Origin of the sequence: Streptomyces sp. NPDC101194 (assembly GCF_044767885.1) — a bacterium.
Classification (GTDB): domain Bacteria; phylum Actinomycetota; class Actinomycetes; order Streptomycetales; family Streptomycetaceae; genus Streptomyces.
Map to the genome: position 1 here is coordinate 226,513 of NZ_JBIWOS010000006.1, position 16,222 is coordinate 242,734.

Annotated in this window: 13 protein-coding genes; 8 read left to right on the forward strand and 5 right to left on the reverse strand. The window is 71.1% G+C overall.

All coding sequences use genetic code 11. From position 1 onward, the window contains the following. The first annotated feature begins 115 nt into the window (after positions 1-115). The 3 genes from ACIRP2_RS23540 (at position 116) to ACIRP2_RS23550 (ending at position 4,447) form a co-directional block, all read left to right on the forward strand. A complete protein-coding gene (locus ACIRP2_RS23540; RefSeq protein ID WP_404253306.1) occupies positions 116-853 on the forward strand; it encodes a response regulator transcription factor in 738 nt (245 codons plus the stop codon). Beyond that, positions 850-2,274: a sensor histidine kinase gene (locus tag ACIRP2_RS23545; protein ID WP_404253308.1), complete on the forward strand. Its 1,425-nt coding sequence runs from the start codon at positions 850-852 to the stop codon at positions 2,272-2,274. Before ACIRP2_RS23540 ends, ACIRP2_RS23545 begins: the two co-directional genes overlap by 4 nt. Positions 2,275-2,635: 361 nt before the next feature. Then, the gene (locus ACIRP2_RS23550) at positions 2,636-4,447 is read left to right on the forward strand and encodes a class I adenylate-forming enzyme family protein (protein WP_404253310.1); all 1,812 of its coding nucleotides are present in this window, start codon (positions 2,636-2,638) and stop codon (positions 4,445-4,447) included. 40 nt (positions 4,448-4,487) lie between these two features. On the opposite strand, the gene ACIRP2_RS23555 is transcribed toward ACIRP2_RS23550, so the two are convergent. Further along, a complete protein-coding gene (locus ACIRP2_RS23555) occupies positions 4,488-5,765 on the reverse strand; it encodes a M6 family metalloprotease domain-containing protein (RefSeq protein ID WP_404253312.1) in 1,278 nt (425 codons plus the stop codon). 389 nt (positions 5,766-6,154) lie between these two features. Here ACIRP2_RS23555 and ACIRP2_RS23560 point away from each other — a divergent pair, with 389 nt between their 5' ends. Further along, on the forward strand, positions 6,155-6,817 hold the full coding sequence (locus ACIRP2_RS23560) for a TetR/AcrR family transcriptional regulator (protein ID WP_404253314.1): 663 nt from the start codon (positions 6,155-6,157) through the stop codon (positions 6,815-6,817). 327 nt (positions 6,818-7,144) lie between these two features. Further along, on the forward strand, positions 7,145-8,677 hold the full coding sequence (locus ACIRP2_RS23565; protein WP_404253316.1) for an MFS transporter: 1,533 nt from the start codon (positions 7,145-7,147) through the stop codon (positions 8,675-8,677). Between the two features lie 90 nt (positions 8,678-8,767). On the opposite strand, the gene ACIRP2_RS23570 is transcribed toward ACIRP2_RS23565, so the two are convergent. Continuing rightward, complete coding sequence (locus ACIRP2_RS23570; RefSeq protein WP_402283875.1) at positions 8,768-9,280, reverse strand: MarR family winged helix-turn-helix transcriptional regulator; 513 nt, start codon at positions 9,278-9,280, stop codon at positions 8,768-8,770. Positions 9,281-9,417: 137 nt separating this feature from the next. On the opposite strand from ACIRP2_RS23570, the gene ACIRP2_RS23575 reads away from it, so the two are divergent. Then, the gene (locus ACIRP2_RS23575) at positions 9,418-10,200 is read left to right on the forward strand and encodes a dioxygenase (protein ID WP_404253318.1); all 783 of its coding nucleotides are present in this window, start codon (positions 9,418-9,420) and stop codon (positions 10,198-10,200) included. Positions 10,201-10,344: 144 nt separating this feature from the next. Here ACIRP2_RS23575 and ACIRP2_RS23580 read toward each other — a convergent pair whose 3' ends face one another. Together ACIRP2_RS23580 and ACIRP2_RS23585 are read right to left on the reverse strand one after the other, a co-directional pair. Next, complete coding sequence (locus ACIRP2_RS23580; RefSeq protein WP_404253320.1) at positions 10,345-11,448, reverse strand: questin oxidase family protein; 1,104 nt, start codon at positions 11,446-11,448, stop codon at positions 10,345-10,347. A gap of 73 nt (positions 11,449-11,521) precedes the next feature. Further along, positions 11,522-12,061 carry a GNAT family N-acetyltransferase gene (locus ACIRP2_RS23585; RefSeq protein WP_404253322.1) on the reverse strand — a complete coding sequence of 180 codons (540 nt, stop codon included), beginning with the start codon at positions 12,059-12,061 and terminating at the stop codon, positions 11,522-11,524. A gap of 148 nt (positions 12,062-12,209) precedes the next feature. Here ACIRP2_RS23585 and ACIRP2_RS23590 point away from each other — a divergent pair, with 148 nt between their 5' ends. Continuing rightward, the gene (locus tag ACIRP2_RS23590) at positions 12,210-13,208 is read left to right on the forward strand and encodes an RNA polymerase sigma factor RpoD/SigA (RefSeq protein WP_404253324.1); all 999 of its coding nucleotides are present in this window, start codon (positions 12,210-12,212) and stop codon (positions 13,206-13,208) included. 182 nt (positions 13,209-13,390) lie between these two features. On the opposite strand, the gene ACIRP2_RS23595 is transcribed toward ACIRP2_RS23590, so the two are convergent. Next, positions 13,391-14,383, reverse strand: coding sequence for a helix-turn-helix transcriptional regulator (locus ACIRP2_RS23595; protein WP_404253326.1), 993 nt, complete (start codon positions 14,381-14,383; stop codon positions 13,391-13,393). A 94-nt stretch (positions 14,384-14,477) separates the two neighbouring features. Here ACIRP2_RS23595 and ACIRP2_RS23600 point away from each other — a divergent pair, with 94 nt between their 5' ends. Further along, positions 14,478-16,064: an MFS transporter gene (locus tag ACIRP2_RS23600; RefSeq protein ID WP_404253328.1), complete on the forward strand. Its 1,587-nt coding sequence runs from the start codon at positions 14,478-14,480 to the stop codon at positions 16,062-16,064. The last annotated feature ends 158 nt before the right edge of the window (positions 16,065-16,222 follow it).

A 16,222-nucleotide genomic window follows, 5' to 3' on the forward strand; every position in this document is an offset into this window, starting at 1 on the left:
ACTTCTGTGTATCTTCTGAAAGCGACCCGCCGGCGACTCCCGGAGCCGATTCAGAGGAAACTCAGAGACACGGCCCGCCCTGCCGTGACCCGCGCCGGGGGATGCTGAAGGAACCATGGACGAGCCGCGTACGACATCCCCTCTGCACCGCCCCGACGGAGAACCGGTGAGGGTTCTCGTCGTCGACGACGAACCCGACGTCACGGATGTCCTGGCGGGGGTCATGACAGGGGAGGGCTGGCAGGTCCGCACCGCTGCCGACGGTGCGACCGCGCTCGCGACCGCCCGTGGCTTCCGGCCCGACGCGGTGGTCCTGGACTGGATGCTGCCGGACCTCGACGGCCTGCAGGTCATGCGCGCGCTGAGACGCGAGGCCCCCGGCGTGTGCGTGCTGTTCCTGACCGCCCGGGACGCGGTCGAGGACCGCATCGTCGGCATCAGCGCCGGCGGCGACGACTACGTCACCAAGCCCTACAGCCTGGAGGAAGTCCTGGCCCGCCTGCGCGGGCTGCTCCGGCGGGCCGGCCTGACGGCGGAATCCGCCGGCACGAACTGGCTCACCGTCGGGGATCTCGCCATGGACGAGGAAGCCAGGGAGGTCAGGCGCGACGGGGTCACCGTCGAGCTGTCCCGGACCGAGTTCGAACTGCTGCGGTTCCTCATGCGCAACCCGCGCCGGGTGCTGTCCAAGGACCAGATCCTCGACCGGGTCTGGGCCTACGACTTCGGCGGACGGGCCCACATCGTCGAGCTCTACATCAGCTACCTGCGCAAGAAGATCGACGCCGGGCGCACCCCGTTGATCCACACGGTGCGCGGTGTGGGCTACGTCCTCAAGCCGGAATCCCGATGAGACGCCCGCTGCCCCGTACCCTGCGCGGCCAGCTCACCGCCGGACTCGTCGCGCTGCTCGCCCTCGCCTGCCTGGCTGTCGGCGTCACCACCGCCCTCGCACTGCGAGGCTTCCTGATGGGGCGCCTGGACGAGCAGCTGTCCGCCTCCGGCGGCCGGTTCGCCGCCAGCCTGGAGCACGAGGCCACGCCCGACGCCGACAATCGCCCCGACACCCGGGGGCAGGCGGAGTCGACCTTCGGTGCCCGCCTCCTGAACGGCACCGTCACCCAGGCAGCCGTCGTCGTCGACGCCACCGACCGCCCCCTCGCCCTCACCCCCGGGGACCGTCACGCCCTGGCGGGGATCCCCGCCGACGCACACGGACACAGCATCCGGCTCGCCGCTCTGGGGGCGTACCGCGTCACGGCTGTCCGGGGCGACGACCAGGACACGCTGATCACCGGTCTGCCCCTGCATCCGGTGGAAGAGACCGTTCACCGTCTCGAAGCGGTCGAGGCCGGGCTGTTCGCCGCCGCCCTCGTGGTCACCGGCGTCGCGGGGGCCCTGTGGGTGCGGGTCTCCCTGCGCCCCCTCCAGCGGGTCACCGCCCGTGCCGCGGAGGTGGCCGGGCTGCCCCTCGCCAGCGGTGAGGTCGCCATGCCCGGACCGCTTCCCGACACCGACCCCCGTACCGAGGTCGGTCAGGTCGGCAGCGCCCTCAACCACATGCTCGGCCATGTCGAGGGCGCACTCACCCAGCGCCAGGCCAGTGAGGAGCGGCTGCGGCACTTTGCCGCCGACGCCAGCCACGAGCTGCGTACCCCCGTCGCCAACATCCGGGGCCACGCCGAACTCGCCCTGCGCCACCGCGGCCCCGTTCCCGGCGAGGTACGCCACGCCCTGGAGCGCATCGACGGGGAGTCGCGGCGCATGACGCGTCTGGTCGACGACCTGCTTCTCCTCGCCCGCCTGGACGCCGGACGCCCCCTCGAACACGAGCCGGTCGATCTGACCCTGCTGATCCTGAACGCGACGGAGGACGCACGCGCCGCGAGCCCCGGCCACCGCTGGCTCCTCGACCTCCCCGGAGAACCGGTCACCGTCACCGGCGACGCCCACCGGCTCCAGCAGGCCATCGGGAACCTCCTGGCCAATGCCCGCACCCACACCCCGCCCGGCACCGAAGTGACCGTCGCCCTCACCGCCGGTCGATCCGGCGTCGCCGTGCGCGTGAGCGACAACGGACCGGGGATTCCCCCCGAGCTCCGGCCCGAGGTCTTCGGACGCTTCGTCCGCGCCGACCACGCCCGCTCCCGCAGCACGGGAAGCACCGGTCTCGGTCTCGCCATCGTCCGCGCCGTCATCACCGCCCACGGCGGAGCCGCCACCGTCACCAGCGGCCCCGGACACACGGTCTTCCGCCTGACACTCCCCGCCTGACCCCGCCGGGCCCGGTCACAGTGGCTCTGCGACCACATGTCTGCGACCACATCGCTGCGACCACGGATGCCGCGTGTGCGATCAGGGCGTCAACGGCCGGGGTGTCGTATCCGGATCGCTCGGACATCGTGGTCGGCACGAGCGGGGCGGCGTGAGGCCGCCGCACGACGGCGATGTCGTCGGCCCTGCCGAGGATCGAGCCGCCCCCCGGAGCTCCCCGCCGCTTCCCTCGCAGACCGCGTGACCACCTTCGGAAGCTCTGGGAGCCGCCGCGGGCGCGGGCCGGAAGGTTCCCTTGACGACGGGTGGGCACGGGCATACCGTCGCGAAGGTACTGAGCAAGCGCTTAGAGAGGTCGTTCGTGCCGCACATCGACCCGATTTCCGCCCCATCGGCCCCGCAGGCCCGCCCCCCGGCCGCCGCTGCCGACGACGCCGCCGCGGATGCCGCGGCCCGTGTCGAAGCCGTGCTCACCGCTCCGGGGGCCCCGTTCGCCGTGGTGCGGGCAGAGGACGGGGCGCACGCCGGCGCCCTCGTGTACGCGGACGGGCCGCGCACACTCCGTGAGTTCGTGGAGACCACCTGGGCCTACGGGGACCGGCCGTTCCTGATCTCGGGGCAGCGCGATTACTCGTACGCCGAGTTCTTCGCCGCCGCGTCCGCGCTGGCGTGCCGGCTGACCGGGACGTACGGGCTGCGCCGGGGCGACCGGGCCGTCGTCGCGATGCGCAACCACCCGGAGTGGCAGATCGCCTTCTGGGCCGCGCAACTGGCCGGGCTGGTGGCCGTCCCGCTCAACGCCTGGTGGACCGAGGACGAGTTCACGTACGCGCTGGAGGACTGCGGGCCGCGGGTGCTCCTGGTGGACGGCGAGCGGCTGCCGAGGGTCGCCGGCTGGGCGGCGAGGAACGGTGCGCGCGTGGTCGTCTTCCACGCGGAGGGGGCGGTCCCGGACGGCGTCGAGCGGTACGAGGACCTGCCCGCGCCCGATCCGCTCGCCGCGCCCCCCGAGGTCGAGGTCCGGCCGGAGGACGACGCGACGATCATCTACACCTCCGGCACCACCGGCCGGCCCAAGGGCGCGGTCGCCACCCATCTCGCCCAGGTGGGTGCCGTAATCAACCCCCGCTACCACGCGGCCGCCTCCGCACTCGGGCGCGGGATCGTCCCGGGGCAGGGCCCCGCCCCGGTGTCGCTGCTGACGTTCCCGTTCTTCCACGTCGCGGCGTTCACCGGCTTCTACGCGGCGATGGCGGCGGGCGGCACGATCGTCCTGATGCGGAAGTGGGATGCCGAGGAGGCGCTGCGGCTGATCCGCGCGCACGGCGTCACGCACTACGCCGGAGTCCCGACGACCGCGCTCCAGCTCCTCGCGGCGGCCGAGCGCGCGGGCGACGGTCTGGAGAGTCTGCAGATGCTGAACACCGGCGGGGCAGCCGCCCCGCCCGATCTGGTCGCGCGGCTGACCACCCGCCACGGCGACCGGATCGAGCCCCGCAACGGCTACGGCCTGACCGAGACCAGCGGAGGCGTCCTGGCGAACTTCGGCGCCGAGTACCGGCTCCACCGGGGCAGCGTCGGCCGTCCGACCCCCGCCACCGAGGTGCGGATCGTGGGCCCCACGGGCGAGGTGCTGCCCGACGGCGAGGTCGGTGAGCTGTGGCTGCGCGGCCAGTCCCTGGTCCGCGGCTACTGGCGGGACGAGGCGGCGACCGCCCGGGCGTTCACCGACGGCTGGTTCCGGACCGGTGATCTCGCGGTGGTGCGCGCGGGGCGGGTCGATGTCGTCGACCGGATCAAGGACATGGTGATCCGCGGCGGGGAGAACGTGTACTGCGTCGAGGTCGAGGCGGTGCTCCACGACCACCCCGACGTCGAGGACGCGGCGGTGCTGGGGGTGGCGCATCCGGTCCTCGGCGAGGAGGTCGCCGCCGTCGTCCGGCTGCGGGCCGGTGCCACCGTCACTCCCGAGGAGCTCAGGACGCACGTGGGCCGGAGCCTGGCCGCGTTCAAGGTCCCGGCCCATGTGCTGGTACGCAGGGAACCGCTGCCCCGCAATCCGACCGGGAAGATCCTCAAGCGGGAGCTGCGCGGGCCCGTCGAGGAGGAGGTGCGGCGGGCCGGCGGGGAGGAACCGGCCATGGATTCGGAGGGAGAGGCCGGCCGGTCGTGACCATGGCCGAGCGGGGCGGTCGGGCGGCGGACCTGGGCGGTCAGGGACGAGTGATCCGGACGCGGTAGTTCCCCTTGTCGTCCTTGTCGACCACGGATATGCGGATGCCGCTCGCCCGGTCGGTGAAGGTCTGGCCGGGCTCATAGGCGGCGTCGGAGAGGGCGGGGTGCACATTGGGCAGCCGGGTGCAGCCGCTGCTGCCCTTGGTGCTGTCCGCGACGGACACCGGCCCCTGACCGGTGTCGACGTCCGAGCTCACCTTGTAGATCAGCACCCCGGGCCGGCAGACCGCCTGGTCGTTGCCCGCCCGGGTCCGTACCTCCACGGCGTAGCCGGACTCGCTGCTCAGCGGTATGAAGGCCAGCTTGAGGCCGCCCCGGGTGGCCAGCGGTTCGAGGACGTGCTCGCTGGTGCCGGACCGGGCGACACAGTCGACCTGCTTGTTGTCCAGCCAGCCGAGCTTCCACTTGTGCCAGCCGAGCAGATCATTGTTGGCCCCCCAGTCCTCCGACATGATGTCCCAGTGCCCGACCGCGCCGCCGCCCTCCACGGTGTAGAGGTCGGGGAGTCCGAAGACATGGCCGTTCTCGTGCGGCAGGACGCGGTATCCGTTCTGCTTGAACGAGCCCGAGCCGTCGTCCTGGCGGCTGTAGATGAACGACGTATTGGCGAGCGGGACGCCGTCCGCGTGCGGGGCCTCGTCATTGCCGGAGAAGGTCACGGACAGGACGGTGTCCAGGGCGGGGGGCCCGGCGTTCGGTGTGACCAGGACGTTGACCAGGTCGTACGTACTGAAGTCGACCTTCGACTTCGTGGCGGCGACGATGTCCTGGACGAGTTGGCGGTAGCCCGGCTCGTACGACGATCCGCGTTCTATCCCGTACTCGGAGAACGGGAGCGGCATCCGCAGCCAGGTCTTCACGGGCGCGTCGGGGATGTAGGTGAGCCGTCCGTACGAAGCGGTCCGGAACCAGTTGATGGTCTGCGGGAAGAATTCACCGAACCGGTCCATCGCCGGTTCGGTGCCCGGTGCGTCGGGAAAGTCGATCATCAGGTTGAGCGCGTGGATCCGCCCCGTGGAGTGGGCGTAGTTCGCCGCCGTCGGTATGCCCTCCGACATCTGTACGCCCATGGTCGTCGCTATTCGGCACGCGGCTGCGCCCGCTGACCGGGAGCTCGCCACCGGTCCTGCCGAGGCCCGGTCGGATGTCTGAAGCGCGCTGCTGGCCGAGGCGAGCGCCGCGATGAGCAGGGTCGTGGCCGAGGCGAGCGCGATCGGGCTGTGGTGCTTGCGTATCCGGTGGCGGGTTTTCTGCATACAGGCGCCTCGCGGTCCGCGGCAGCCGGCCGGCCCTGACTGCGCTCTGCGGATCAGCCTGTGACGGGTGGTGCGGCACCGCTCGCCGGGTGCGCCGAACGGTTGGTTTTCCCGTTTCGAGGTGTGCCTCAGGTCACATCATGGTGGGGAAATAACCGGGGACCGTTTCCCCGTTTGAACTCGTGTCCCCGGAAAACGGGGAGGCATTCCCCGGTTGCTGGAAGGGGGCTGCGAGGATGGAAACGACCAGGAGCACAGGACCAGGACCGAAGCAGGATCGAGACCGAGGCCGAAACAGGGCCGAGGCCGAAGAGACCGGAACCGAAGACCGGCGCCGCGAGGACCGTGGTGCCGGGAACCCCAGGAGTCGGAAGGCAGGGACAGTCGTCGTGGACACCGCCACTCGCGCCGCCGCCGGAACGGCGCAGCCCCGGACGCACCGTCCGCGGGCGGACGCGCTGCGCAACCGGGAGCGGATCGTGACGGCCGCGCGCGAGATGTTCGTCGAGTTCGGGCCGGACGTGCCGCTCGACGAGGTCGCCCGCCGCGCCGGCGTCGGCAACGCCACGCTCTACCGGAACTTCCCCGACCGGGCCGCGCTGACGCATGAGGTCGTGCTCGCGGTCACCTCCCGCACCACCGACCGCGCGGAGGAGGCGGCGGCCGAGGAGCCCGATCCCTTCGCCGCGCTCTGCCGCTTCGTGCACGCGGCGGCCGACGAACGGATCGGGGCCCTGTGCCCGATGCTGTCCGGCGGCTTCGACAAGGACCACCCCGAACTGCTCGCCGAGCGCCGGCGCCTCGAAGAGGCCGTCGAAGGGCTCGTGGCGCGCGCCATGTCCGCCGGGCGCCTGCGCACCGACATCGCGGTCGGTGACGTACTGGTCGCCCTCTCCCAGCTCACCCGGCCGCTGCCCGGCATCGGCTGCCCGGACATCGACCGGTTCACCCACCGTCATCTACAGCTGTTCCTGGACGGTCTGGAGGCTCCGGCCCGATCCCGGCTGCCCGGAACGGCGGCGACCTTGGAGGATCTGCGGCGCCGGCCATGACGCCCGCGCCGGGCCCCTGAACCGGGTGCCCGGCGGCGCGACCGCCGCACTGTGACCACGCCTTCCCCTTTCACCGCACCTCGACCACGTCTCCCTTTCACCGCTCGACCCGCGACGACCCGTCGTGCCCGGGCGGTCGCACCCGACCCGCCCCGCCGCCCGACCCGTCCGGGCCGATCCGTCACGCCCCACCGACGACGCCCGACCCGTCCCGCCCGGCCTCCTGAGGCGGCCGTTCTTGTCGGCCGTCCCTTACCGACTGCCCGTTCGCCGACCTCTCGGTTCACGATTTGGCGCGCCCACGCGCGTCCTTAGGTGGATACCTCCATGTCAAAAACAGCCGATATCCGACTCCCGGACCCCAGTCGCTGGAAAGCGCTGGCGTTCATCGCCCTCGCGCAGCTGATGGTCGTGCTCGATGCCACGATCGTGAACATCGCGCTGCCGCACGCCCAGACGGCCCTGGGCATATCCGATGCCAACAAGCAGTGGGTCATCACGGCCTACGCGCTCGCCTTCGGCGGACTGCTGCTCTTCGGGGGCCGGATCGCCGACCTCTGGGGGCGCAAGCGGACGTTCGTCGTCGGTCTGATCGGCTTCGCGCTGGCCTCCGCGCTCGGTGGCGCGGCCCAGAACCAGGGCATGCTCTTCGGTTCCCGGGCCCTCCAGGGCGTCTTCGGCGCGCTGCTCGCCCCGGCGGCGCTGTCGCTGCTCGCCGTGATGTTCACCGATGCCAAGGAGCGCGCCAAGGCGTTCGGCATCTACGGTGCGATCGCCGGTGGCGGTGGCGCCGTCGGCCTGATCCTCGGCGGCTTCCTCACCCAGGCGCTGAACTGGCGCTGGACGTTCTTCGTCAACATCCCGTTCGCCGTCGTCGCGGCCGCGGGCGCGTACTTCGTGGTCCGCGAGCCGGCCGGCAGCCGCAACCGCTCGCCGCTCGACATCCCGGGCGTCGTCCTGTCCGCGCTGGGTCTGGTCTCGCTGGTGTACGGATTCACCCGCGCCGAGTCCGCCGGCTGGTCGGACGCGCTGACCATCGGCATGTTCGTCGCGGCCGGTGCGCTGCTCCTCGCGTTCGTCCTGACCGAGTCCCGGGTCAAGTCGCCGCTGCTGCCGCTGCGCGTGCTGCTGGACCGCAACCGCGGCGGCGTCTACCTCTCGCTGGGCCTGGCCGTCATCGCGATGTTCGGTCTGTTCCTCTTCCTGACGTACTACCTGCAGGTCGTGAAGGGGTACTCGCCGATCAGGACGGGCTTCGCCTTCCTCCCGATGATCGCGGGCATGATCACCGGTTCGACGCAGATCGGTGCCCGGCTGATGACCCGCGTCCCGGCCCGCAAGCTCATGGGCCCCGGCTTCCTGGTCGCCGCCGTCGGCATGCTGCTGCTGACGCAGCTGGAGATCGGCTCCTCGTACACCACGCTCATCCTGCCCGCGCAGCTCCTGCTGGGGCTCGGCATGGGTACGGCGTTCATGCCGGCCATGTCGCTGGCCACGCACGGTGTCGAGCCGAGGGACTCGGGCGTCGCGTCCGCGATGGTCAACACCTCGCAGCAGGTGGGCGGCGCGATCGGTACGGCGCTGCTGAACACCATCGCCGCATCGGCCGCGACGGCGTACGCCGATTCGCACGCCGCGCTCGGCGCCCGCGATCCCGGGCTGCTGAAGCTCCAGTCGATGGTGCACGGCTTCACCGGTGCCATCTGGTGGGCCGTCGGCATCCTGGTGGTGGCCTCGGCGATCGCGGTGACCTTCATCAACGCCGGGCGTCCCATGGCGACCACGGCGAGCGGAGGCTCCGGTTCGGGTGACGCCGACGGCGTCGAGGACGAGTTCAAGGTCCCGGTCGTCGCCCACTGACGTCGCCCCGAGGCGTCGAGCGGGATGAACGTGGCTCTGCCCCGGTTCCGTCGAGCGGAACCGGGGCAGAGCCACGTCCCGGTGGGTGGTTCAGCGCAGCCAGGGCAGATCCGCGTCCGTGCCCTCCGGCTGCAGACCGGTGGCGACGACCTGCATGATCTCGCCGAGCGAGCGCACCTGCTCGGGTGTGAGCCGGTCGAACATCGCCTGGCGCACGGCGCTGACATGGCCCGGCGCGGACCGGCGGAGCATCTCGTAGCCGTCGTCGGTGAGGACCGCGTTCTGGCCGCGCTTGTCGGACGGGCAGTCCTCGCGGCGCACCCAGCCGCTCTTCTCCAGCCGTGCGACGGCGTGCGAGAGCCGGGAGCGGGTGATCTTGGCGTCCTTGGCCAGCTCGGTCATCCGCTTCCGGCGGCGGGGCGCCTGGGAGAGCTGGACGAGCAGTCCGTAGTAGATGTGCGGCATCCCCGCGTCACGCTGCAACTGGCGGTCGAGGTGGTCCTCCATGAGCGTGGTGGCGTGGAGATACGCACGCCAGACACGCTGCTCTTCGTCGGAGAGCCAGCGGGGCTCGCCGGGGGATGCCGTGGTCATGTACTCCACTGTACGACCTTTTCTTGAAAGTTTAACTAGATAGAGCTAAGGTCTCGGAAGGTAGGAGCTTGAAGATTAAAGAATCCTTCCTTCTCAAAGAGACCCAGTAGAAGACTTACCTCGATCAGCAGCGGATGGGGAGTGCCATGACTGTCACCGCGGAGCGCATGCCCGCCCTCTACCTCTCTCACGGCGCGCCGCCGCTGGCCGACGACCCGGTCTGGCCCGGCGAACTGGCCGCCTGGTCCGCCGGTCTGCCCCGCCCCCGCGCGATCCTGATGGTCTCCGCGCACTGGGAGGAGGCTCCGCTCGCCCTCGGTGCGACGGAGACCGTCCCGCTCGTCTACGACTTCTGGGGTTTCCCCGAGCACTACTACCGGGTGCGGTACGCCGCCCCGGGCGCCCCGGAACTGGCGGAGAACGTGCGCAAGCTGCTGCGTGGCGCCGGCACGCCGGTCCAGGACATCCCGGACCGCGGGCTCGACCACGGGGCATACGTCCCGCTGGTGGAGATGTTCCCGGACGCCGACATCCCCGTGCTCCAGATCTCCATGCCGACGCTGGACCCGCAGAAGCTGATGGACATCGGACGCAGGCTCGCACCGCTGCGCGACGAGGGCGTCCTGATCGTCGGCAGCGGCTTCTTCACCCACAACCTGGCCGCCCTGCGGCACGCGGGCGGCGGCGTCCCCGGCTGGTCGGCGGAGTTCGACGACTGGGGACAGCGGGCGCTCCAGGCACAGGACATCGACGCCCTGCTGGACTTCGAGCACAAGTCCCCGGCCGGGCGGCTGGCCCACCCGCGCACCGAGCACTTCGCGCCGCTCTTCGTGACACTCGGCGCGTCGGAGAGCGAGCTGGGCCTGGGCCGCAGCGTCATCGACGGGTTCTGGATGGGGCTGGCGAAGCGGTCGGTGCAGTTCGGCTGAGAGCGCCGAAGGGTCTCTCGTCCGGATCGGGCCGGATCGGCGAGCGGAGCCCGGTGCCGGGGCACGCGAGCCCGGCACGGTCCGAACGAGAGGTCCCTGGGGCGACGGGGGTGCCGAGGGCGGTGAGAGGCCTCGGGGGATCCGTCACAGGGTCGGCGGATTCAGTTCGATCGAGCGGAGCGCGGCGGCCAGGGCCGTGGAGTCGCCGACGTCCAGTGCGGTGTCGGTGAACTTGATGGTGTGGTCGTCTCCGTGCGCCGCCGCCCGCGCGAAGAGCTCCTCGGCGGACGCGGTCGTGGGTGTGTACGGGGCGGGCTCGGCCGGACCGTACGCGGCGGTGACGGCGGCGCTCGCCGCCCAGGCGGCCTCCAGGCTCGGCGCCCACAACGCGCGGGGGAGCGCGGGCAGAGTGCGCAGCACGGCATTGGGTGCGGTCGAGGCATGCACCAGCATGACCGGCTCGCCGTGCCCGTGGGTGGCATATCGATGCGTCGCGGCCCGCACCAGCTCCTCCAGCCGGGTCCGGGCCTCGTCCGGGTCGGCGGTGAAGTGCTGCGGCCACACCGGGAACGCGGTGAGCTGCGCCAGCCGGTCCCGGATGCCGCCGCTCTGCTCCGGCACCGGCGGCACGGCTTCCAGCGCGGCCCCGGCGCTCGGTGCGGGCGCCAGCGGATTCAGTGCGGGCAGCGGCTGGTGGCGGGCGGCCCAGTAGCCGAGGCCATGGGCGAGCTCGGTGATCCGGGGCGCGCTCGCCTCCCCCGCGAGGAGGGTGCGCACGGAGTGGCCGACCCGGATCACGGGGTGGGTGGCGCCCGCCGCGATGCCGGGCAGAAGCCGCGGCCACCATTCGGCCAGGACGTCCCGCCAGGGGCGCTCGGCCGTCTCCCGCTCGAAGTACACCGTCCAGTCCGCGATCCGGCGCGGGTCCCCCAGGGCCTCGCGCCAGTTCTCCGCGGTGACCCGGGACGCCGTGTCCGGCATGTCCTCCAGCTTGTCGCTGTAGTGGTCGAGCCAGCGGTGGACGACCGGTGCCTGGCCGTGCCGGACCAGTGCCTCGACGGCCATCGGACCGTGATTGCTCAGCCAGCCGTTCCGTTCCGGGCCTGCGGTGTGGAGGCGTTCCAGCGCCTCGTCGAGCGTGCCCGTGGTGTCCTCGGCGGTTCCGTCGGCTGCCGCGTCACCCCTGACGCCGGCCGCTTCGTCGTCCCTGCCGCCCGTCGTGCCGTCCGTGCTCGTCGTCTCGTCCATACGGAAGGACGCTAGGCGTGGCGCCCGTGGTGCGTAACGGGCCGTGGTCCCGGTCCGGGACCGTGCGCGCGACCTAGGACCCGGGACCCATCCGCTTCTCGTACCAGGCCACGTCCCAGTAGGTTCCGAACTTCCGGCCCACCTCGGCGTACGTGCCGACGTGGCGGAAACCGAAACGCTCGTGCAGCCGGGCCGAGGCGTCGTTGGGCTGGGTGATGCCCGCGTACGCGCGGTGCAGGTCCTCACCTGCCAGCGCCTCGAACAGGGACGAGTAGAGGAGTGTGCCGATGCCCCGGCCGGTGGCCCTCGGCGCGCAGTACACGCTCACCTCGATCGAGGTCGCGTACGCCGCCTTGGGGCGGAAGGGGCTGCTGGTGACGTACCCCAGGATCGAATCAGCACCGACAATGCGGACATCCTGAGCAACCAGAAGACGGTGAGGGCCGTCTTCCGGATGGGAACGAAGCCACGGCAGCCGCTGTTCGGGTGTAAAGGGAGTCGTATCGAATGTGAGCGCGGTCTCACGTACGTAATGGTTGTAGATGTCCGTGAGGGCCACCAAATCACCTTCGATGCCCGGCCTGACCTGCACTTCTGCCTGGGTGTTCGGCATGCGCACCTCTCTCGCGGCGGCACAGGGTACTGCATGATCGCGAAAATGAATGCCAGGCAGGGGAATTCTGTCCGGATTCCAGTCGTTGTTTCCATCGGATGCAGGGCACCCGAGAGGGTGTCGCGACCTACTCAGCAAGGGAGCACGCATGGCAACCCGTGCCGTCGCCCGTCGTTCGTCCGCCACCGGTGGGACCAGCCGGGCAAGCAGTGTTCGCGCAGCGGGCGGAGAGATCGCCGATCGCGACCTGGTCGGCATGTACCTGGACGAGATCGCGCGTACGCCGCTGCTCGATGCCGCAAAGGAGGTCGAGCTGTCGCAAACCGTCGAGGCGGGTGTGTACGCGCGTCAGATTCTCGACGGTGTGGTGGAGAGCGAAGCCGGTGGAGCGTCACGCGCGGAGCTGGAGGCGCTGGTCGCCGAGGGCGAGCGCGCCAAGGACGTATTCATCCGTTCCAACCTCCGGCTCGTCGTTGCCGTCGCCCGGCGCTACCCGCGGGCGGGGCTGCCCCTGCTCGACCTGATCCAGGAGGGCAACGCGGGTCTGGTGCGCGCGGTCGAGAAGTTCGACTACGCCAAGGGCTTCAAGTTCTCCACGTACGCGACGTGGTGGATCCGCCAGGCCATCACCCGTTCCATAGCCGACCAGTCCCGTACGATCCGGCTCCCCGTCCACCTGGTGGAGGAGCTCGGCCGGATCCGTCGGGTGCAGCGCGAGTTCAACCGTGAACACGGGCGCGAGCCGGAGCACACGGAGATAGCCGCCGAGCTGGACTCCACGCCGGAGCGTGTGGGCGATGTCCTGGACTGGGCCCGTGACCCGGTCAGTCTCAACATGTCCGTGGACGACGAGGGAGAGACACAGTTCGGCGATCTGCTGGAGGACACCTCCGCGGTGTCGCCCGAGCAGTCGGTGATGACGCTGCTGCGCAGCGAGGAGCTGGAGGACCTGATCGGCAAGCTCGACAACCGCACCGCGTCGATCATCCGTATGCGGTACGGCATCGAGGACGGCCGCGAGCGGACCCTCACCGAGGTGGGCAAGCAGCACGGGCTGACCCGTGAGCGGATCCGCCAGATCGAGAAGCACGCGCTGCTCGAACTGAAGCGAATGGCGCACGACACGGGTTTTGACGCTGCGGCGTGAGCCCGAGTCCAGTAACCTCCGAAATAGGTCGCTTCGTGTGACCCCCTGAGCTGAGTCCCGGCGCCCACCCCCCCCCTGGCGCCGGGGCTCATCCTTTTGCGCCCGGGGCGCCTCTGGTCCCGGTGGCCGCGCCCTTGGCGCCTGTGGACCGGTCCGGTCGGCGTCTTCGTGGCGCCGGCGCTTCAGCGCGTGGCCGGTGGGTCCGCGCGTCGGCGCGCCGCTCCCGCGCGGGTCAACCGGGCGCCCAGATCACTCAGGTACTCCACCAGCTGCGGCGGCTCGTGCGCGGTGAACTCGCAGTCCACCAGCGCGAGCCGGACCGCCACCCATTCCAGTGAGTCGGACAGCACCGCCCGCAGCCGGCAGCTGTTCTCGCCGGTCCGCTCCAGCGGGCCGATCGAGGCCGGGAGGCGTGCGGACACGAAGTCCGCCGGGGCCGCGAAACTCACGTCGACCGCCAGTTCGGGCTGCCGCCGGGCGATGGAGCCGGCGAGGAACTCCGCCGCGTCCCCCGTGGGCAGCTCGCGCGGGGTGAACCGGGCCCCGGTCGCGAACGGCTCGCTGACGCGGTCGACCCGGAACGTACGCCAGTCCTCGCGTCCCAGGTCGTATGCGACGAGATACCAGCGCCACCCGGTGCTCACCAGCCGGTAGGGCTCGGCCTGCCGCTTCGTCTCGGCGCCGTCCCCCGCGCGGTAGGCGAACCGCAGCCGCTCCCGCCCGGTGACCGCCGCCGCCATCACCGTGAGCGTGTGCGGGTCGATGGTCGAGCCGTCGCCACGGGTCAGCGGCATCGTCGCGTTCTGCAGGGTCGAGACCCGGTGCCGCAACCGCGAGGGCAGCACCTGCTCCAGCTTCGCCAGAGCCCGTACGGACGCCTCGTCCACCCCCTCGATGGCATGTCCGGCACCGGCCCGCAGGCCCACCGCGATGGCCACCGCCTCCTCGTCGTCGAGGAGCAGCGGCGGCATGGCGGTGCCCGCGACCAGGCGGTAGCCGCCGATCGACCCGCGCGAGGCCTCGACCGGATAGCCGAGCTCGCGGAGCCGGTCGATGTCGCGGCGGATCGTGCGCGGGCTGACGTCGAGCCGCTCCGCGAGTTCGCTGCCCGGCCATTCGCGGGGCGTCTGGAGGAGCGACAGCAGGTTCAGCAGTCGTGCCGGAGTGTCGGTCATGGGCTCAGCCTCGTGCCGGAGTGTCGGTCATCTCACCAGGATGCCCAGCCCATTGGGTCATGACCTGTCCTATTGGCTGCTTAGTTTTTTTCCCATGACTTCTTCCACATCTCTGCCGTCCACGGCATCCGGGCCCACGGTGTCCTCGGACCCGTCGGACCGGCGACGCTGGTTCGCGCTCGCCATCGTGATGACCGCGGCCTTCATGGACCTGGTCGACGTCACGATCGTCAACATCGCCGTCCCGAGCATCCAGCAGGACACCGGTGCCTCGTTCAGCTCGATCCAGTGGATCACCGCCGGATACGCCCTGGCCTTCGCGGCCGGGCTGATCACCGGCGGCCGGCTGGGCGACATCTACGGCCGCAAGCGACTGTTCCTCATCGGTATCGGCGGCTTCACGCTGGCCTCCGCGCTCTGCGGCTTCGCCGCGAACCCGGAGATGCTGGTCGCCTCCCGCATCCTCCAGGGTGGCACCGCCGCGCTGATGGTTCCGCAGGTGCTGTCGATCGTGCACGCCACCTTTCCGGCGCACGAGCGCGGCAAGGTCTTCGGCCTCTTCGGGGCGATCGTCGGCCTCGGCGCCGTCCTGGGACCGCTGCTGGGCGCGCTGCTCACCGAGTGGAACATCGCCGGCCTCGAATGGCGGCCCATCTTCCTGATCAACCTGCCGGTCGGCATAGCGGGGCTGATCCTGGGACGGAAGTTCATCACCGAGTCCAAGGCCCCGAAGGCGCTCCGGCTCGACCTGATCGGTGTCGCCCTGGTGACGCTGGGACTGCTGATGCTGATCTACCCGCTCACCCGTGGGCGCGAGCTGGGCTGGCCGCTGTGGGGCCATGTGTCGATGGTCGGCAGCCTCCTGGTGTTCTTCGCCCTGGTGGTGTTCGAGCGGGGCAAGGCGCGCAAGGACGGTTCACCGCTGGTCGAGCTGTCGCTGTTCCGGGTCAAGAGCTTCGCGGCGGGCATCGCCGTGCAACTGACCTTCGGTCTCGGCCTCGGCATCTTCTTCCTGGTCTGGACGCTCTACATGCAGATGGGGCTCGGCTGGAGCGCGCTGAAGGCCGGCACGACGGGGATCCCGTTCTCGATCGCCGTCTCGTTCGCCGCCGGGATCTCCGTGCAGAAGCTGGTGCCCCGCTTCGGCCGGAAGGTCCTCCAGGCGGGTGCGCTGCTGATGATCGTCGGTCTGCTGCTCTACATCTGGGAGTCGGACCGGTACGGCATGGGCATCGCGTCCTGGCAGATGGCGCTGCCGCTGGTGGTCATGGGCGTCGGCATGGGCCTGATCGTGGCTCCGCTGACGGACATGGTGCTGTCCGAGGTGCCGAAGGAGCACTCCGGTTCGGCTTCCGGACTGATCAACACCGTGCAGCAGATGGGCAACGCGCTCGGGCTCGGACTGGTCTCGGTCGTCTTCTTCGGTTCCATCGGGGACCGACTGGCGCCCCAGCAGGTCGGCCCGGCGTTCGCGGAGGCGTTCCAGCACTCGCTGTGGTACGTGGCCGGGGTGCTCGCGGTGATCTTCCTGGTGATGTTCGCGCTGCCGACCCGGCCGCGGCAGCACGTGGAGGGCGGCGACGGGACCGTGGACGACGGGAGCGTCTCCGCGACATCCGTGAGTGGAGCAGGAACCGGAGCCGGGGCCGAGCTCGGCAAGGAGCCCGCGCTGACGCCGTGAGGCCATGACGCCGTGACGGTGTGGGCGTCCCGAAGGCGAGAGGTGGGGGGGGGGCCCCCCCGGGGGGGGGGGCCCCCCCCGGGGGGGGGGGGGGGGGGCGGAGCTGGGTTGCGGGCGGGCGCACTAGGCCGGGGGGGCGGGCCTCGGGGGGGCCACCC

What these genes read in the sequence shown, in the direction of transcription:
- ACIRP2_RS23540 (WP_404253306.1), top strand. Translation starts at nt 116, where the DNA reads ATGGACGAGCCGCGTACGACATCCCCTCTGCACCGCCCCGACGGAGAA.
- ACIRP2_RS23545 (WP_404253308.1), top strand. Translation starts at nt 850, where the DNA reads ATGAGACGCCCGCTGCCCCGTACCCTGCGCGGCCAGCTCACCGCCGGA.
- ACIRP2_RS23555 (WP_404253312.1), bottom strand. Translation starts at nt 5,765, where the DNA reads ATGCAGAAAACCCGCCACCGGATACGCAAGCACCACAGCCCGATCGCG.
- ACIRP2_RS23565 (WP_404253316.1), top strand. Translation starts at nt 7,145, where the DNA reads ATGTCAAAAACAGCCGATATCCGACTCCCGGACCCCAGTCGCTGGAAA.
- ACIRP2_RS23575 (WP_404253318.1), top strand. Translation starts at nt 9,418, where the DNA reads ATGACTGTCACCGCGGAGCGCATGCCCGCCCTCTACCTCTCTCACGGC.
- ACIRP2_RS23580 (WP_404253320.1), bottom strand. Translation starts at nt 11,448, where the DNA reads ATGGACGAGACGACGAGCACGGACGGCACGACGGGCGGCAGGGACGAC.
- ACIRP2_RS23585 (WP_404253322.1), bottom strand. Translation starts at nt 12,061, where the DNA reads ATGCCGAACACCCAGGCAGAAGTGCAGGTCAGGCCGGGCATCGAAGGT.
- ACIRP2_RS23590 (WP_404253324.1), top strand. Translation starts at nt 12,210, where the DNA reads ATGGCAACCCGTGCCGTCGCCCGTCGTTCGTCCGCCACCGGTGGGACC.
- ACIRP2_RS23595 (WP_404253326.1), bottom strand. Translation starts at nt 14,383, where the DNA reads ATGACCGACACTCCGGCACGACTGCTGAACCTGCTGTCGCTCCTCCAG.
- ACIRP2_RS23600 (WP_404253328.1), top strand. Translation starts at nt 14,478, where the DNA reads ATGACTTCTTCCACATCTCTGCCGTCCACGGCATCCGGGCCCACGGTG.